Genomic DNA, 15,689 nt, shown 5'->3' with positions numbered 1-15,689 from the left:
TTCCGGCATTTTCTAGCGTAGCATCGGCCAAAGGCTGGCGACGAGCAAGACCGCCATGGTGATGTTGAACCATTTGAGCCGAACCGGATCGGACAGCCATTGCCGGAGCGCCGAACCGAACCCGGCCCAGGTCGAAACGCTCGGAAGATTGACGGCCGCAAAGACCAGGCCGACGATGGCAACGCTCGTCATATAGCTCTGCGCGCTGGTATAGGTGGCCATCGCCGAAACCGCCATGACCCAGGCCTTGGGGTTCACCCACTGGAAGGCGGCAGCCTGCAGGAACGTCATCGGCACGGCACCCGAACGCCCTTCGCCCAGGCTGCGCGACATGCCGATTTTCCAGGCAATAGAGAGGAGATACGCACAGCCGGTGAATTTAAGGCCCATGTAGAGCAGCGGAACGGAATGCAGAAGTGCGCCGAGGCCAAGGCCGACCGCAATCAGCAGCGACAGAAAACCGATACCGATGCCGAACATATGCGGGATAGTCCGGGCAAAGCCGAAATTTACCCCCGACGCAAACAGCATCATATTGTTCGGCCCCGGCGTGATCGACGTCGTGAAGGCAAACAGGATCAGCGCCAGAAGCGTATCGTAAGGCATGGAATCCTCCCCGGAATTTAGGTCAGTATAGTTGACCTATCCGGATTGGCCAGATCGAACTTGTCACGGTGACAAGAACGACATTGGGTTTGACGATTTCGCTCGAGGGTCTTTAAGATCGTGATCGGTGCCTTAGATCAGTTCATGCGCCGTCTCACGACGAAACAGAAATTCGCCGAGAAAGTATTACCCATGCCAGATCCGATCCCGACGACCCGCCTTCCTTTCGGACCTTCCTCCGACCGTGCCGTGCCCGTCATCGGCCAAGGCACCTGGCACATGGGCGAGAACAAGAAGTCATTCGCGGACGAAGCCAAAAGCCTGCGGCATGGGCTGGATCTCGGTATGACGCTGATCGATACGGCGGAAATGTATGCCGATGGCGGCGCGGAGCGGGTGGTGGCCGAAGCCGTGCGGGGTCGGCGCGACGATGCCTTCATCGTCAGCAAGGTTCTGCCCTCCAATGCCAGCCGCGAGGGAACCATCAAGGCCTGCGAGGCGAGCCTCAAGCGGCTCGCGACCGATCGCATCGATCTCTATCTGTTGCACTGGCGCGGCCGCTACCGCCTTTCCGAAACGGTCGAAGCCTTCGAAGCGCTGAAAACAGCCGGCAAGATCGGTTCCTGGGGCGTATCCAACTTCGACACGGACGACATGGAGGAACTCGCCGGCGTGCCGGATGGCGGCCATGTCGCGGCCAACCAGGTGCTCTACAACCTCGCCCGTCGCGGCGTCGAGCACGATCTCCTGCCGCAAAGCCGGACAGCCGGCATTCCGGTCATGGCCTATTCGCCGCTCGACGAAGGCCGTTTGCTGCGTCACCCCGATCTCGTCCACATCGCCAAGGCGCACCAGGCGACCGTTGCGCAAATCGCGCTCGCTTTCCTGCTGCGCAATCCCGGCGTGATCGTTATTCCAAAAACCGGAATGCCGGAGCGGGTGCGCGAAAACAGGGGAAGCACAGCGATCCGGCTGACCACGGATGACCTTGACCTTCTCGACAAGGCCTTTCCGGCACCGGCAGCAAAAGTGCCGCTGGAGATGATCTGAGGGCGACGCCGGTAAGAGCGGCGCCCTCGTGATCGTTACATGCCCTGCGGGCCGCGGTTCATGGCAGCGACCCCGGTGCGGCAGACTTCGATGACGCCGAGCGGCTTCATGATGGCCACGAACTGGTCGATCTTCGAGGACTTCCCGGTTATCTCGAAGATGAAGTGTTCGAGCGTCGCGTCGATTACCTTGGCGTGGAAGGCATCGGCAAGCCGCAGCGATTCCGCCCGGCTTTCGCCCTTCCCGCTGACCTTGATCAGCGCCACTTCACGCTCGATCGGCCGGTCATGGCCGAGTTCTGCCGCGCGGACCGTCAGGTCGACGACGCGGTGGACAGGAACGATACGCTCCAGCTGCGCCTTGATCTGTTCGAGCACATGCGGCGTGCCACGCGTGACGACGGTGATGCGCGAGAGGTGCGACTGATGCTCGGTCTCCGAGACGGTCAGGCTCTCGATATTGTAGCCACGGCCGGAAAACAGGCCGATGACCCGGGCAAGCACGCCCGGCTCGTTGTCGACGAGAACCGAAAGCGTATGGTTTTCCGCCTTCTCGGTTTCCTTGGCGATGAAATAGGCAGAGCCTGTCGGCTGAAGATGTGCTTTCATGATCGTGTCTCTTTCCTATCCATCAAACCAGGGCGCGGCCCTTGGCGTCGATCGCATTGGCGACCGCCTCGTCCGTCGCTTCGTCCGGCAACAGCATCTCGTTGTGGGCCTTGCCCGACGGGATCATCGGGAAGCAGTTGGCGAGATTGGCGACGCGGCAATCGAAGATGACGGGTGCCGGGCTGTCGATCATCTCGATGATCGCAGCGTCGAGAGCGGCCGGCTTGTCGCAGCGGATGCCGACGCCGCCATAGGCTTCGGCCAGCTTGACGAAATCGGGCATCGCCTCGGTGTAGGAGTTGGACAGGCGGTTGCCGTGCAGCAGCTGCTGCCACTGGCGCACCATGCCCATGTACTGGTTGTTGAGGATGAAGATCTTGACCGGCAGGTTATGCTGCACGGCGCAGGACATTTCCTGGATGCACATCTGGATTGAGGCATCGCCGGCAATATCGATGACGAGGGCGTCCGGATGCGCAACCTGGACGCCGATGGCGGCCGGGAAACCATAACCCATGGTGCCAAGCCCGCCAGACGTCATCCAGCGGTTCGGCTGTTCGAAACCATAGAACTGTGCCGCCCACATCTGGTGCTGGCCGACTTCCGTGGTGATGTAGGTGTCTCGATGTTTGGTCAGCTCATAGAGACGCTGGATCGCGTATTGCGGCATGATCACGTCGTCGTTCATCTTGTAGGCAAGCGAATTGCGACCGCGCCAGCGGGTGACGCTGGTCCACCAGTCTTCCAGCTGCGTCTTGTCGACATTTTTATCCGAGGCGCGCCACACGCGAACCATGTCTTCCAGAACATTGCCGATATCACCAAGGATCGGAATGTCGACGCGGACCGTCTTGTTGATCGACGACGGATCGATATCGATGTGGATCTTCTTGGAGTTCGGCGAAAACGCATTCAGGCGACCGGTGATGCGGTCGTCGAAACGCGCGCCGATGCAGACCATGACGTCACAATCATGCATCGCCATGTTGGCTTCGTAGGTGCCGTGCATGCCGAGCATGCCAAGCCAGTTCTTGCCGGACGCCGGATAGGCGCCGAGCCCCATCAGCGTCGAGGTGATCGGGAAATTGGTGAGCTCGACCAGGGTACGCAACAGCTGCGACGCTTCCGGCCCGGAATTGATGACACCGCCGCCGGAATAGATGACCGGACGGCGCGCCGTGCGCATCAGCGCAACGGCTGCCTCGATCTGCCGCAGGTCGCCTTGAGTCTTCGGCTGGTAGCTAACCTGGATCGGACCGGCGGACGGCGGCGTGTAGGTGCCGGTGGCAAATTGTACGTCCTTGGGGATATCGACAACAACCGGTCCCGGGCGCCCGGACTGGGCGATGCGGAAGGCTTCGTGGATGATGCCAGCCAGTTCGTTGACGTCCTTGACCAGCCAGTTGTGCTTGGTGCAGGGCCGCGTGATGCCGACGGTGTCGCATTCCTGGAAGGCATCCGAGCCGATCAGCGAGGTCGGAACCTGGCCAGTCAGGCAGACAAGCGGGATGGAGTCCATCAGCGCATCCTGCAACGGCGTGACGGCATTGGTGGCACCGGGACCGGACGTGACCAGCATGACCCCGACCTTGCCGGTCGAGCGGGCATAACCTTCGGCCATGTGGCCGGCCCCCTGCTCGTGGCGCACCAGGATGTGCTCGATGTCCTCCTGCTGGAAGATCTCGTCATAGATCGGCAAGACGGCACCGCCGGGATAGCCGAAGATGTGCTTGACGCCATTGTCCCGCAGGGCCTGAAGAACGATCTCGGCGCCTGTCATCTGGATGCCAGCAGCCTGGTTTCCCGCCGCCTGATTTTCGGTTGTCTGTGTGTCTGTCCCGCTCATTGGCCTGTTTCCGTCCATGTCTCGCGTTTTTTGAAGGTGAATAGCTGGTTTCAGGGCATAAAAAAAGGCCCCGTCAGGAGCCTCGTATCGCGCATGGGTGGCTATCGCCGGACGGTTATACCGTCCTGCCCATGCGCTGTCCCACCACAAGAATTGCAAAGAGTTTTTTCATGGTTGCGATTGATAGACGCAAACCTCGGGAGCGTCAACGGCTTTTGCAGAAACCGGCCTTCTGGAAGGATAAGGATACAAAATGGCTCAAATACCCGAAACGACTTGTTAAAGCCCTTTCGATAGTCTCCGAATCGAATGTGCAGAGGTTTTGCGTTTGCTGAATAATGAGCTTCATACATCCATCAGCGCCGGCGAGCAGGAGCGGCGCGATACCTTGAAGCGCGGCAACCGCTTTCTTGGACGCGTCGTTGCGTGCAGCGGAGCGCGCGCAACAATCGCGGCGCTTGCGGAAAATGGCGAGACCGCTCTGGCCGAACTCTGGTCCGTGGGCCGCCTGATCTCGATTTCGGTCGGCGAAAACCGCGTCGTCGCCCTCGTCTATTCGATGCACACGACCACGAACGACTGGGGCGAGGAAGTCGACAACCTCTTCAGCATCGAAGTCGAACTCATGGGTGAAGTCCACGTCGGCCCGTCCGGCCGCGAGGAGTTTTCCGCCGGCATCAGCCAGTATCCCTATCTCGGCGCCATCGCCCACCGCATCCGCACGGCTGACCTTGCCCGCATCTACGACACAGGCAAGGACGAAACCTGCGTCATCGGCAAGCTGACGCAGGACGAGACGATCGATGCCGCCATCCATGTCCCCTCGATGCTGTCGAAACATTTTGCCATCGTCGGCACAACCGGCGTCGGCAAGTCGACGGCCGTCTCCCTGCTGCTCAACAAGGCGATCGCCTCGGACCCCAAGCTGCGGGTCCTGATCCTTGACCCGCACAACGAATTCGCCGCCGCCTTTCCGGATCTCGCGGTGGTCATCGACACGGATACGCTGGACCTGCCCTTCTGGCTGATGAAGCTGGAGGAGTTCGCCGAGGTGATCTTCCGCGGCCGCCCGCCGGTGCCCGAAGAACTCGACGTGCTGCGCGACGCGATCCCGGACGCCAAGAAGGCCTTCAAGGGCTCAATGGATTCCGGGCTGATGCGCCGTGCCACGGAAAAAAGCTCGATCACGGCCGATACACCCGTCCCCTACCGCATGGCCGATCTGCTGGCGACGATCGACGAACGCATCGGACGGCTGGAAGGCCGCAGCGAAAAACCACATCTGCGTTCGTTGAAGGTCAAGGTCATCGCGGCGATCAACGACCCGCGCTATAATTTCATGTTCTCCTCGAACACGATCACCGACACCATCTTGGAGACGATCGCCAGCATCTTCCGCATCCCCGGCGATGGCCGTCCGATCGCCACCTTCCAGCTCGCCGGCATACCCTCCGAGGTCGTCAATTCGGTTGCCTCCGTTCTGTGCCGCATGGCATTTGAAATCGGGCTGTGGAGCAATGGTGGCGTGCACATGCTCGTCGTCTGCGAGGAAGCGCACCGCTACGTGCCCGCCGATCCGAACCTCGGCTTCCTGCCCACCCGGCAGGCCATTGCCCGCATCGCCAAGGAGGGCCGGAAATACGGGGTCTCGCTTGGCATCATCACGCAGCGCCCCGGCGAACTCGATCCGACGATCCTGTCGCAATGTTCGACGGTTTTCGCGATGCGGCTTGCCAATGACCGCGACCAGGACATCATCCGCGCCGCCATTTCCAATTCCTCGGCATCGACAACCAGCTTCATCTCGTCGATCGGCAATGGCGAAGCCATCGCCTTCGGCGAGGCGGTCGCCGTGCCCATGCGCATGCGTTTTACACGGGTCATCGACGAGCGGCTGCCGAAGGCGAACGGTGCCTCGGCCAAGATAACGGATGAAAACCCGGCAACGGTCGATTTGCGCAACATCGTCAGCCGCATGCGGGCTATGGGCGGACCGGATATTTCCGGCTTCCAGCAGAGCTATCTTGCCGGTCAGAAACCGGTGGCAACGGAAGAATTGGCCAATCCATACGAACAGCCAGCCTATGAACAGCGACCGTCAGCGGACGAGATCGCCAGCCGCCGGACGCCTCCGGCATCCCTGGCCGCACCCGCGCCACAACCCTATCCCGCACCGGAACCCTATAATTCCGGCATGCTCCCCCGTGCAGACGGCCCTGCCAATCCGCAACTCGACCGCTTCAACCAGATCCGCAGCCAGATCCTGTCCGAGGAGCCGGCGCCCAGACAGCAGGCGGATGCCTACCGCACGCCTTTGCGCGAGACACCCTCGCTCACACCGCCTGGCGACCCGCCAGCCCGTCCACCATCCCTGCGCGAAAGCCTGCTCAAAAAACCGCTGAGCAGCCTCATCCGCAAGTGATTGCAGTCGTCAAAGGTGATCCGCGATCAGCTCGCAGCGGGCGCGCCACGGCCGGTGATACGCGTTTTATGGCCCCTTACAGGGGTTCGCAGAACTGGACAATTTCGGAGTGCGGCTTGTAGGGGTGCCGATACGTGATCAGCAGTTCGTTGCAATCCTGCGCCGGCTGGTAAACATAGGCGCTGCGCACCGGCTGATACTGTCGGTAGTCTGCGGCCAACGGCGGCGCTGCAGCGTCGTCGATCATGTCGGCGGCCGCAGCCGGAAATCCTGCACAGAGGGACGCTGCAATCATCGCAAGCGTCGTGGTTTTCAAAAAGCGTTCCGTCATTGTTCGTCTCCAGAGTTCCGGTTCCCCATAAATGGTCGGAATCGTGCAAACGTCCAGAGCGACGATCGATATCTCTAGGCCGCCAGTCGCTTAAACTTCGTGCGGATGTGATCGATATAGTGCTGACCCGGCGATGGCGCAGCAACCATATTGAGCACTACGTCCTCAAGCACGCCTTCAAAGCGGCGCTCTTCGCCGCTCTTGAAGCAAACGAGCAAACGCCCATCCTCCCGGCTGAACCAGACCGACTTGATGATTCGCGACTGAACCGGGAGATTTTGCATCGGATGCCCCTTGTTTGACCTTCGGATGCCACCATCGCAAAAATCTCCCAAAAACCGGTGAAACAAGAGGGTGAATCACCGGTTACGGCGCAACCACCGCCCAGGTCTCGTCCAGCTGGTTGCGGAACCATGTCATCTGTCTCTTGGCATATTGCCGCGTTGCCGCAGACGCCGTCTCGATAACGGCCTCGCGGCTCATGGCGCCCTCGAGCATGGACGTGATCTGCGGGACGCCAATCGCCTTCATCGCCGGCATTTCGGGTTTCAAACCGAGCGCCAGCAAAGCCCGTACCTCCTCCACCGCACCGGCATCGAGCATCTGCGCGAACCGCCGGTTGATGCGCTCGCGCAGGATCGCTCGGTCCGGCAGGACGATCATCTTCAGCGCCCTGTCGGGATCGAGCGCGACCGGCCCCTTGCGCGCCTGAAACACGCGGATCGACTGGCCCGTCGCCTCGACGATTTCCAGCGCCCGAAGGATCCGCTGCCCGTCCCCGGGGCGCAACAGGGCCGCAGTCTCGGGATCCTTCTCCGCCAGCAGTGCATGCATTGTCTCGGGACCTTCTACCGAAAGCCGTGCACGAAACGCGACCCGGATTGCGTCGGGTACCGCAGGCATGTCGGAGAGACCGCCCGCCAGCGCCCTGAAATAGAGCCCCGTGCCGCCGACAAACACCGGTATCTGCCCGGCCTCACGGACCGCTTTCAAGACGGCGACGGCATCCCGGAACCACTCACCCGTGGAATAGTGCTGTCCGGCCGGCACATGGCCATAGAGATGATGCGACACGCCCTCCATCTCGGCTTCCGACGGCCGCGCGGTAAGGATGCGCAGCGTGTCATAGACCTGCATGCTGTCGGCATTGATGACAGCGCCGCCATGCTCTCTCGCCAGCCGCACCGCAAGAGCGGACTTGCCGCTGGCGGTCGGCCCGGTTATCAGGATCGCATCCTGTCCGTTTTCAAGGTTTCTCATCATGGCCTTCGTTGCCACGCTTGTTGCCAATCCGTCAAATCCTGTTCTCACGCCAGCCCTTGCCGAAGCGGCCGAAGCCTGGGTTGCGTCGTCAGGCCTCTATTGGCTTGCCGATGGCGTCGCCTGCGACATCGTCCTTCGCGACGGAACCGACCCGCGGGAAGCGGAAGCCAGCCTGCGCGCCGCCATCGGTTCGCAAAAGATCGATGTCGTCGTCCAGCCCTCCGAAACGCGGCGCAAGAAGCTTCTGATCGCCGACATGGATTCCACCATGATCGGCCAGGAATGCATCGACGAACTTGCTGCCGAAGTCGGCCTGAAGGAGAAGGTGGCGACGATCACGGCGCGCGCCATGAATGGCGAGATTGCCTTCGAACCGGCGCTGATCGAACGCGTCGCGCTGCTCAAGGGACTGCCGATCGGCGTGGTCGACGACGTCATCGCCAAGCGCATCACCTTGACCCCCGGCGGCCCGCAGCTGATCGCCACGATGAAGGCCAGGGGCTACTACACGGCGCTGGTGTCCGGCGGTTTTACCGTCTTTACCAGCCGCATCGCAGCCACGCTTGGTTTTGACGAGAACCGTGCCAATCTCCTCATCGAAAAAGATGGTTATCTCACCGGAGAGGTCGCAGACCCCATCCTCGGAAAGCAGGCCAAGGTCGATGCGCTCATCGAGATTACCTCCCGTCTGGGCATCACCACGGATGACGCCATGGCCGTCGGCGATGGCGCCAACGACCTCGGCATGATCCAGCTTGCCGGATCCGGCGTCGCCCTGCATGCCAAGCCGACAGTCGCTGCCCAGGCCAAAATCCGCATCGACCATTCCGACCTGACCGCCCTGCTCTACATCCAGGGCTATCGCCGGACCGATTTCATCGACGTGGTGTAAGGCCAGGCTGTCAAGTCGAGCGACACGACCAGGTCGAAACACAATTGGCGGCCATCGGCCGGATACGGAAAAAGGCGAGCCCGACTGCCGCCCTCCCATGTTCCAGATCGCGTGCCCTGACCTGACGCCCTACTCCATCCTGACCGTGACAAAGCGCAATTCGCCGGTCTTGTTGGCGATCATAAACAGCGCATTGCGCCGCCCGGCCGATTTAAGCGCCTCGATCCGGGCCGTCACATCTTCCGGCGTCTTCATCGGTTCCTGGCCGATCTCGACGATGACATCGCCGGAAGTGACCCGACGTTCGGCGGCGGCCGATTGCGGATCGACCTCGGAAATCACAACGCCTTCCACATCCGCCGAAATCCCGAAGGTTGTGCGGCTTTCGTCGTCAAGCGTCAGTAACGTCATGCCGAGCACCGTGTCGCTCGCAGGTGCGGTCTCTTCCGGCGGCTCGGCCTGGTCAACGCCGTCTTCGGTCTCGTCACCCGGCACGATTTCATCGCCGCCCGATGCCGCAGCGACTGCCTCGCCATCCTCGAGACGACCGAGTGTCACCTTGACGGTCTGTTCCTTGCCGTCGCGCATGATGACGACATCGACCGCCTTGCCAACAGGGCTTTCCGCCACGGCCCGCGGCAGGTCGCGCATTTCCAGCACGTCGCGACCGTCGAATTTGAGGATCACGTCGCCGGTCTTGATCTCGCCCTTCTCGACCGGTCCGCCCTTGATGATGCCGGCGACAAGCGCGCCCCGCGGCACATCCATCTTCAGGCTTTCGGCAATGTCGTCGGTAACCGGCTGGATGCGCACCCCAAGCCAGCCGCGCTGCGTTTCGCCAAATTCGCGCAGCTGGCCGATGATGTTCTGCGCCAGTTCCGTCGGCACGGAAAAACCGATGCCGATCGAGCCGCCGGTCGGCGAGATAATCGCCGTATTGATGCCGATGACCTCGCCGTTCATGTTGAACAGCGGTCCGCCGGAATTGCCCTTGTTGATCGCCGCATCGGTCTGGATGAAATTGTCATAGGGGCCGGCATTGATGTTGCGGCCGCGCGCAGAAATGATGCCGACCGTCACCGTGCCGCCAAGGCCGAAGGGATTGCCGATGGCCATCACCCAGTCGCCGATGCGCATCTGCCGCGAATCGCCGAAGGGCACCGCCGTCAGCGGCTTTTTAGGCTCCACCTTGAGCAGGGCGAGATCGGTCTTGGTATCGGTGCCGATCAGCTTGGCCTTCAGCTTCGAGCCATTGGCGAAATTGATCTCGATATCGTCAGCACCCTCGATCACGTGATTGTTGGTGACGATAAAGCCGGTGGGATCGATGACGAAGCCCGACCCAAGCGATTCGACCTTGCGCTGGCGTTGCGCGCCCCCGCCACCCTGCCCGCCCTTGAAGAATTCGTCGAAGAAATCCTGGAACGGCGAGCCCTCGGGAACCTGCGGCATGACGGCCTGGTCGTCATTCTTGACGTTCTGCGATGTGGAAATGTTGACGACGGCATCCAGCAGGCCCTCTGCCAGATCGGCGACCGATTCTGGACCTTGCTGCGTCGGGGCGCCCTGCGCCCATGCGCCCGACAAGGGGGCAGAAATGGTCGTCAACGACAGGGCAAGTCCCGTCGCCACGACGACAGACCGGAAGGAGCGCGAGCGGTGGGACAGGTCCATGGGGGTCCTCTCGATTTGAAATGGCGCGTCGGCCCTGATAACGCCGCTCGCAAATGGTCTTCATCCGAAACGTTGCCGGACTGTGCTTATTCAGTTCCCTGCGCTTATTCAGCTCAATGGGCGTGTTCACTCACAGGGATAATTCGGCGCAGGCCCGTATCACTTGGTTCTTAGTGCGAAGATAAGGCGGTTTCAGGAAGCGTCCAGTCATCTTTTCGTCAACGACAGGATGGCACATCGCCTGAATGCCGCCTCTCAGCTCATGATCTCGTGGCCATGCGCCTTCAATGCGGCAACGGCCTTGTCGAGGTCCGATCCGATGATGAAGACATAATCGGTGCTGAAGGTCGAATTGGCAAAAATACCGACGCCGGCCGCCGACAGCGGGTCGAGAACAGAGGACAGGATCCCCGGCACATCGAAGGTGAAATGCTGCTCGATGCGGAAACAGCGCCAGCCGCCGGAGGACTGGATGTAGGACGGCACACGGGCGGCGCGACAGACCAGCGTCATCTCCTCGCGCGAACTCGAGACGGCCCAGAAGCCCTGTCCCATCAGCCATTCCGGCAAGGGTGTGCCGATCGTCAGCCGTGTGATCGCATATTCAGCGTCCACCAGACGGATGAGCAGTTTGTGTGTCATTCTCTATCCTCGCAAGATCCACACGAGCGCAACGCCCGCAGCGACCGAGACCAGCCCGAAAATCCGCAATTGCTGCACGGGAACCTCCGGCAGCCGTTTTGCCATTTCCACCAAAACCAGAGGGGCCAGTGCGTACACCAGCCCCTCGATTATCAGGAAAAATGCGATTCCTGTCAGAAAATCGCTCATGACAGGCTCAGTTTGCCGCCGCAGGTGCGGTTGCCGCCGGCTGTGGCGTTCCATCCGAATTGTTGAAATAGCGGAAGAACTCCGAATTCGGGGACAGAACAAGCGTCGTGTCCGGGCTGCCGATCGCTGCACCATAGGCCGTCATCGAGCGATAGAACTCGAAGAAGCTGGGGTCACGCGCAAAGGCATCGGCAAACACGCTTGTCCGCTCGGCTTCGCCCTCGCCTCGCAGGATTTCCGAATCGCGCTGCGCTTCCGCCACGAATTCGACAACCTGACGGTCGGCGATAGCGCGACGACGCTGGCCCGCTTCATTACCACGCGCACGGATGAGTTCGGCTTCCGCCAAGCGCTCCGCTTTCATGCGCTCGTAAGTCTGCTGCGAGACTTCCTGCGTCAGGTCGGTGCGACGGATACGAACGTCCTCAATGTTGAGGCCGAGTGATTCGGCGTCCGTTTTCAGGTCGGTGCGCACTTCGCGCATCATCGAGGCGCGTTCTTCGGACAGTGCGGATTCAAAACCACGCAGACCGTAGACCCGGCGCAGCGATGCGTCGAGACGGGTGCGAAGCCGTGATTCGGCTGATTCCCGATCACCGGAAACCGTTTCGCGGAAGCGCCGTGCATCGGCGATCTTGTAGACGACGAAAGCGTCGACTTCATAGAACTTACCGCCCGAAACCTGGACGCGGATATTGTCGAGATCGAAGCGCAGGGCCTGCTTTTCGACATACTGGACGCGGTCAGCATCCATGAAGGCGAAGGGCAGCTTGAAGTAGAGGCCGGGTTCGGTCTTCACTTCCTTGATCTGGCCGAAGCGGACGACGATCGCCTGCTGACGGGCATTGACCACGAAGACCGACGAATAGATGCCGATCAGCGCAATCGCGCAGACGATGAGGATATAAGGGATGCGGTTAGTCATTACTGTGCCCCTCCGGTCGTCGATGTCGTTGCCGGCCTGACGATTTCATTGAGCGGCAGGTAAGGCACGACACCCTGGCCGTCCTTCTCGTCGATGATGACCTTCTTCGACTTGCCCAGAACGTCCTCCATGGTCTCGAGATAGAGACGCTTGCGGGTGACTTCCGGCGCCTTCACATACTGGTCGTAGACGGAGATGAATCGCTGCGCCTCACCCTCGGCTTCCTTGACGACGCGGTCCTTGTAGGCGGCCGCCTCTTCGCGATTCTGTGCGGCCTGACCGCGGGCGCGACCGAGAACCTGGTTGGCATACTGGTTGGCTTCCTCGACGAAACGATCTTCGTCCTGCTCTGCGCGCTGGACTTCGTCGAACGCGTCGGCCACTTCACGCGGCGGTGCCGCATCCTCGATGGCGACAGTGTTGACCGAAATGCCGGCGCCGTAGGTGTCCATGGTCGCCTGGATCGTGGTCTTCACGTCGGCAGCGATGGCCTGACGATTGTCACGGAAAATATCCTGCGCCGGACGACGGCCGACGACTTCGCGCATCGCGCTTTCGGAGACCTGCTGCAGCGTGTCGGCCGGATCTTCGACGTTGAAGAGATAGGCCTTCGGATCGGTCACGGAAAACAGCACGGAAAACTGAACGTTGACGATGTTCTGGTCGCCCGAGAGCATCAGGCCGGATGCAACCTGGTCGCCGGCGCCGCCACGGCTGCCGATATTCTGCTGCTGCTCGGTGATCTTGACCATCTCGACCGTCTCAAAGGGCCAGAAATGATAGTGCAGGCCCGGCATGGCAATTTCTTCCTTGGGCTTGCCGAAGCGCATTTCGACGCCGCGCTCATCAGGCTGCACGGTGTAGATCGAATTCATCAGAACGAAGCCGAGAACGAGAAGCAGCCCGATAACGACGATGCCGCCATTGAAGCCGCCGGGAACGACATTCTTCAATTGGTCCTGGCCGCGGCGCAGAATTTCCTCGAGGTCCGGCGGTCCGCCATTGCCTCGACCACCACCGCCAAGCGGACGGTTCGGCCCCTGGCCCCACGGCCCCTTATTGTTGCCGTTATCACCACCGCCGCCGCCGCCGCCCCAAGGGCCGCCGCCGCCATTCTGATTGCTCCAGGGCATCAATACCTCTTCTGTTGATAAACTCCCAAATCACGCCGTCGCGCAAACGCGCCGGTCGTAACGTGAACCCGTTATAGGTATCAGGCGAACCGCTTTCAACGCAGCGCATCCAACTTCAAGGCAAATGCGGCAAAATAGTTCATTTTGCGGGATTTTTGCGGCGATAAGTCACGCTTTGCATTGCATGACTATCCTTTTCACCCTGCGGCAGAACCGCGTTGGCGATTTCTTCGAAAATCGAGGCATCGATGACCGGAAACGTTGTGTCGCCATCGACCTCGACGGCAACCTTCGTGATGTGCAGCACATCGGCAAAGTCCATCGCCTGCCGATAGATCTCGCCGCCGCCGATGATGCAGATGTCGTTGACGCCAAGCATGGCGGCCTGTTCACGCCCTGTCTGCAAGGCCGCCTCCAGCGACGCAACGACGATGACGCCGTTTGCTTTGAAATCGGCCTTGCGGCTGATCACAATGTTGGGTCGCCCCGGCAAGGGCCTGCCGATCGATGCAAAGGTCTTGCGGCCCATGATCACAGGCTTGCCGAGCGTCAGCGCCTTGAAGTGTTTCAGGTCGGACGGCAGATGCCATGGCAAGCCGCCGTCACGGCCGATCACGCCGTTTGCCGAAACGGCGACAATGATGCTGGTGGACATTGCGGACATGTATCAGGACCTGTCTTCTTCTGCGTCAGGAGCGGTGCATGGGCGGCCGGCTTGCCGTTTGTTTGCCGGCCATGCCGTCACACCGCGATCGGCGCCCGGATGTTTGAATCAGCCTCGTAGCCGACAAGCGCAAAGTCTTCGAACTGAAAGGAAAAAAGATCTTTCACATCCGGATTGATCGTCATCTGCGGCAGGGCTTTTGGCCGCCGGGTCAGTTGCTCGCGGGCCTGGTCAAAATGATTGTGATAGATATGTGCATCCCCCAGCGTATGCACGAAATCGCCAGGCTGGAGATCGCAGGCCTGCGCCACCATCATCACCAGCAGCGCATAGGAGGCCGTGTTGAACGGTACCCCGAGAAAGATGTCGGCGGACCGCTGGTAGAGCTGGCAGGACAGTTTGCCGTCGGCTACATAGAACTGGAACAGGCAATGACAGGGCGGCAGCGCCATCTCGTCGACGAGTGCCGGGTTCCAGGCCGAGACGATGTGCCGGCGGGAATTCGGATTGCTGCGGATCGAATGAAGCACGGTTTCGATCTGATCGAGGTGGCGGCCGTCATGGGTCGGCCAGGAGCGCCATTGATAGCCATAGACCGGCCCGAGATCACCGTTTTCGTCCGCCCAATCGTCCCAGATGCTGACGCCGTTTGCCTTCAGATAGGCGATATTGGTGTCGCCCTTCAGGAACCAGAGCAGTTCGTGGATGATCGAGCGCAGGTGCAGCTTCTTGGTCGTCAGGACCGGAAAGCCCCTGGAAAGATCAAAGCGCATCTGGTGGCCAAAAACCGAGCGCGTGCCGGTTCCGGTCCGGTCGCCGCGATCGGAGCCGTGTTCCATCACATGGCTGAGAAGGTCGAGATATTGCTGCATGGGTCGCCGCCGATTCGTTTGCCGGTAAATTACGCGCAAGCCGCCTTGCGGCCAAACCCAAAAGCCGTTTTTCCCGCATATCCTCAACCCCGTCCTATGTCGAAGTGCCGCCCTGCCTTCAGCGGATGCGGAGATACAGCTATTTTCAGCAGGGGCCTTTTCATGACGGCTCGAAAGACCTATATCAGTCTTGCCGTCTTCGGGCGGATATGGCGATAAACCAGCGATGAAATAAACCTATTGGACCCGGGGGCGGTACCCGGCGCCTCCACCAAAAACCGGTCATCACACCAGCCGGACCGGCTTTTGATGGGGGCGAAATAGGATCGACAAGGGCGTAAAGATCGACTCTTTGCTCGGCATTGTACCACCGTTATCGGGCTAAACTTGTAGTTGCAAATGACAACTATGCGGAAGCTCGTCTCGCTGCTTAATCGCAGTGTGACACTTCAAATCAAGTCCTTCCGGTTCGCACCGTAAGGCGGGGTCCGAAGGCACCTGGCAACAGAAGCCTTCACCTTCTCCAATCTTTCGAAATGGTCTATAGATGTTGCGATGACTCGGTCAGCGGG

16 protein-coding genes and 1 other RNA gene are annotated in these 15,689 nt (G+C 60.7%); 4 read left to right on the top strand and 13 right to left on the bottom strand.

Annotated elements, in window-relative coordinates:
* Nucleotides 1–12: 12 nt before the first annotated feature.
* Nucleotides 13–606, bottom strand: a complete 594-nt coding sequence (locus AX760_RS14170; protein WP_071833573.1) for a LysE family translocator — start codon at nucleotides 604–606, stop codon at nucleotides 13–15.
* Between the two features lie 192 nt (nucleotides 607–798).
* Between AX760_RS14170 and AX760_RS14165 the strand changes: the two genes are divergently transcribed.
* A complete protein-coding gene (locus tag AX760_RS14165; RefSeq protein ID WP_071833572.1) occupies nucleotides 799–1,656 on the top strand; it encodes an aldo/keto reductase in 858 nt (285 codons plus the stop codon).
* Between the two features lie 35 nt (nucleotides 1,657–1,691).
* Here the strand turns inward: AX760_RS14165 and ilvN are convergent, their stop codons facing one another.
* Both ilvN and AX760_RS14155 read right to left on the bottom strand, forming a co-directional pair.
* On the bottom strand, nucleotides 1,692–2,264 hold the full coding sequence (ilvN, locus tag AX760_RS14160; RefSeq protein ID WP_071833571.1) for an acetolactate synthase small subunit: 573 nt from the start codon (nucleotides 2,262–2,264) through the stop codon (nucleotides 1,692–1,694).
* A gap of 22 nt (nucleotides 2,265–2,286) precedes the next feature.
* Complete coding sequence (locus AX760_RS14155; RefSeq protein ID WP_071833570.1) at nucleotides 2,287–4,110, bottom strand: acetolactate synthase 3 large subunit; 1,824 nt, start codon at nucleotides 4,108–4,110, stop codon at nucleotides 2,287–2,289.
* 328 nt (nucleotides 4,111–4,438) lie between these two features.
* Between AX760_RS14155 and AX760_RS14150 the strand changes: the two genes are divergently transcribed.
* Nucleotides 4,439–6,532 carry an ATP-binding protein gene (locus AX760_RS14150; RefSeq protein ID WP_071833569.1) on the top strand — a complete coding sequence of 698 codons (2,094 nt, stop codon included), beginning with the start codon at nucleotides 4,439–4,441 and terminating at the stop codon, nucleotides 6,530–6,532.
* A gap of 76 nt (nucleotides 6,533–6,608) precedes the next feature.
* On the opposite strand, the gene AX760_RS14145 is transcribed toward AX760_RS14150, so the two are convergent.
* From AX760_RS14145 to miaA, 3 genes are all read right to left on the bottom strand, one after another.
* Nucleotides 6,609–6,863 carry a hypothetical protein gene (locus AX760_RS14145; RefSeq protein ID WP_083531191.1) on the bottom strand — a complete coding sequence of 85 codons (255 nt, stop codon included), beginning with the start codon at nucleotides 6,861–6,863 and terminating at the stop codon, nucleotides 6,609–6,611.
* Between the two features lie 74 nt (nucleotides 6,864–6,937).
* Nucleotides 6,938–7,147: a KTSC domain-containing protein gene (locus AX760_RS14140; protein ID WP_071833568.1), complete on the bottom strand. Its 210-nt coding sequence runs from the start codon at nucleotides 7,145–7,147 to the stop codon at nucleotides 6,938–6,940.
* A gap of 82 nt (nucleotides 7,148–7,229) precedes the next feature.
* Nucleotides 7,230–8,126 (bottom strand): tRNA (adenosine(37)-N6)-dimethylallyltransferase MiaA, encoded by an 897-nt coding sequence (gene miaA, locus AX760_RS14135; protein WP_083531190.1) that lies wholly within the window; start codon nucleotides 8,124–8,126, stop codon nucleotides 7,230–7,232.
* Between miaA and serB the strand changes: the two genes are divergently transcribed.
* Nucleotides 8,125–9,018, top strand: coding sequence for a phosphoserine phosphatase SerB (gene serB / locus AX760_RS14130; RefSeq protein ID WP_071833566.1), 894 nt, complete (start codon nucleotides 8,125–8,127; stop codon nucleotides 9,016–9,018). The two genes, miaA and serB, sit on opposite strands and share 2 nt — an antisense overlap.
* A gap of 129 nt (nucleotides 9,019–9,147) precedes the next feature.
* Here the strand turns inward: serB and AX760_RS14125 are convergent, their stop codons facing one another.
* The 7 genes from AX760_RS14125 to AX760_RS14095 all read right to left on the bottom strand — a co-directional run bounded on the left by AX760_RS14125 (nucleotide 9,148) and on the right by AX760_RS14095 (nucleotide 15,117).
* Nucleotides 9,148–10,686 carry a DegQ family serine endoprotease gene (locus tag AX760_RS14125; RefSeq protein WP_071833595.1) on the bottom strand — a complete coding sequence of 513 codons (1,539 nt, stop codon included), beginning with the start codon at nucleotides 10,684–10,686 and terminating at the stop codon, nucleotides 9,148–9,150.
* Nucleotides 10,687–10,947: 261 nt separating this feature from the next.
* A complete protein-coding gene (locus tag AX760_RS14120) occupies nucleotides 10,948–11,334 on the bottom strand; it encodes an ACT domain-containing protein (RefSeq protein ID WP_071833565.1) in 387 nt (128 codons plus the stop codon).
* Between the two features lie 3 nt (nucleotides 11,335–11,337).
* Complete coding sequence (locus AX760_RS14115; RefSeq protein ID WP_071833564.1) at nucleotides 11,338–11,523, bottom strand: DUF2065 domain-containing protein; 186 nt, start codon at nucleotides 11,521–11,523, stop codon at nucleotides 11,338–11,340.
* 7 nt (nucleotides 11,524–11,530) lie between these two features.
* A complete protein-coding gene (hflC, locus tag AX760_RS14110; RefSeq protein WP_071833563.1) occupies nucleotides 11,531–12,448 on the bottom strand; it encodes a protease modulator HflC in 918 nt (305 codons plus the stop codon).
* Nucleotides 12,448–13,581, bottom strand: a complete 1,134-nt coding sequence (gene hflK, locus AX760_RS14105; protein WP_071833561.1) for an FtsH protease activity modulator HflK — start codon at nucleotides 13,579–13,581, stop codon at nucleotides 12,448–12,450. The genes hflC and hflK overlap by 1 nt, the downstream gene beginning before the upstream one ends.
* Before the next feature lie 139 nt (nucleotides 13,582–13,720).
* Nucleotides 13,721–14,245 (bottom strand): dihydrofolate reductase, encoded by a 525-nt coding sequence (locus AX760_RS14100; RefSeq protein ID WP_083531189.1) that lies wholly within the window; start codon nucleotides 14,243–14,245, stop codon nucleotides 13,721–13,723.
* 77 nt (nucleotides 14,246–14,322) lie between these two features.
* On the bottom strand, nucleotides 14,323–15,117 hold the full coding sequence (locus tag AX760_RS14095) for a thymidylate synthase (RefSeq protein WP_071833557.1): 795 nt from the start codon (nucleotides 15,115–15,117) through the stop codon (nucleotides 14,323–14,325).
* Nucleotides 15,118–15,270: 153 nt separating this feature from the next.
* On the opposite strand from AX760_RS14095, the gene ssrA reads away from it, so the two are divergent.
* Nucleotides 15,271–15,636: a transfer-messenger RNA gene (gene ssrA, locus AX760_RS14090) on the top strand.
* Nucleotides 15,637–15,689: the final 53 nt, after the last annotated feature.

The sequence above is a fragment of the Pararhizobium antarcticum genome, from assembly GCF_001885585.1.
GTDB lineage: Bacteria > Pseudomonadota > Alphaproteobacteria > Rhizobiales > Rhizobiaceae > Pararhizobium > Pararhizobium antarcticum.
The sequence above is the reverse complement of the archived record's forward strand: the minus strand, read 5'-3'. Positions and strand labels throughout refer to the sequence as shown.

Excerpts from the sequence above, each read along its gene's own strand:
- miaA (WP_083531190.1), bottom strand. The coding sequence starts at position 8,126 with ATGATGAGAAACCTTGAAAACGGACAGGATGCGATCCTGATAACCGGG.
- hflC (WP_071833563.1), bottom strand. The coding sequence starts at position 12,448 with ATGACTAACCGCATCCCTTATATCCTCATCGTCTGCGCGATTGCGCTG.
- AX760_RS14100 (WP_083531189.1), bottom strand. The coding sequence starts at position 14,245 with ATGTCCGCAATGTCCACCAGCATCATTGTCGCCGTTTCGGCAAACGGC.
- AX760_RS14170 (WP_071833573.1), bottom strand. The coding sequence starts at position 606 with ATGCCTTACGATACGCTTCTGGCGCTGATCCTGTTTGCCTTCACGACG.
- AX760_RS14145 (WP_083531191.1), bottom strand. The coding sequence starts at position 6,863 with ATGACGGAACGCTTTTTGAAAACCACGACGCTTGCGATGATTGCAGCG.
- AX760_RS14115 (WP_071833564.1), bottom strand. The coding sequence starts at position 11,523 with ATGAGCGATTTTCTGACAGGAATCGCATTTTTCCTGATAATCGAGGGG.
- AX760_RS14140 (WP_071833568.1), bottom strand. The coding sequence starts at position 7,147 with ATGCAAAATCTCCCGGTTCAGTCGCGAATCATCAAGTCGGTCTGGTTC.
- AX760_RS14095 (WP_071833557.1), bottom strand. The coding sequence starts at position 15,117 with ATGCAGCAATATCTCGACCTTCTCAGCCATGTGATGGAACACGGCTCC.
- AX760_RS14165 (WP_071833572.1), top strand. The coding sequence starts at position 799 with ATGCCAGATCCGATCCCGACGACCCGCCTTCCTTTCGGACCTTCCTCC.
- hflK (WP_071833561.1), bottom strand. The coding sequence starts at position 13,581 with ATGCCCTGGAGCAATCAGAATGGCGGCGGCGGCCCTTGGGGCGGCGGC.
- AX760_RS14120 (WP_071833565.1), bottom strand. The coding sequence starts at position 11,334 with ATGACACACAAACTGCTCATCCGTCTGGTGGACGCTGAATATGCGATC.
- AX760_RS14155 (WP_071833570.1), bottom strand. The coding sequence starts at position 4,110 with ATGAGCGGGACAGACACACAGACAACCGAAAATCAGGCGGCGGGAAAC.
- ilvN (WP_071833571.1), bottom strand. The coding sequence starts at position 2,264 with ATGAAAGCACATCTTCAGCCGACAGGCTCTGCCTATTTCATCGCCAAG.
- serB (WP_071833566.1), top strand. The coding sequence starts at position 8,125 with ATGGCCTTCGTTGCCACGCTTGTTGCCAATCCGTCAAATCCTGTTCTC.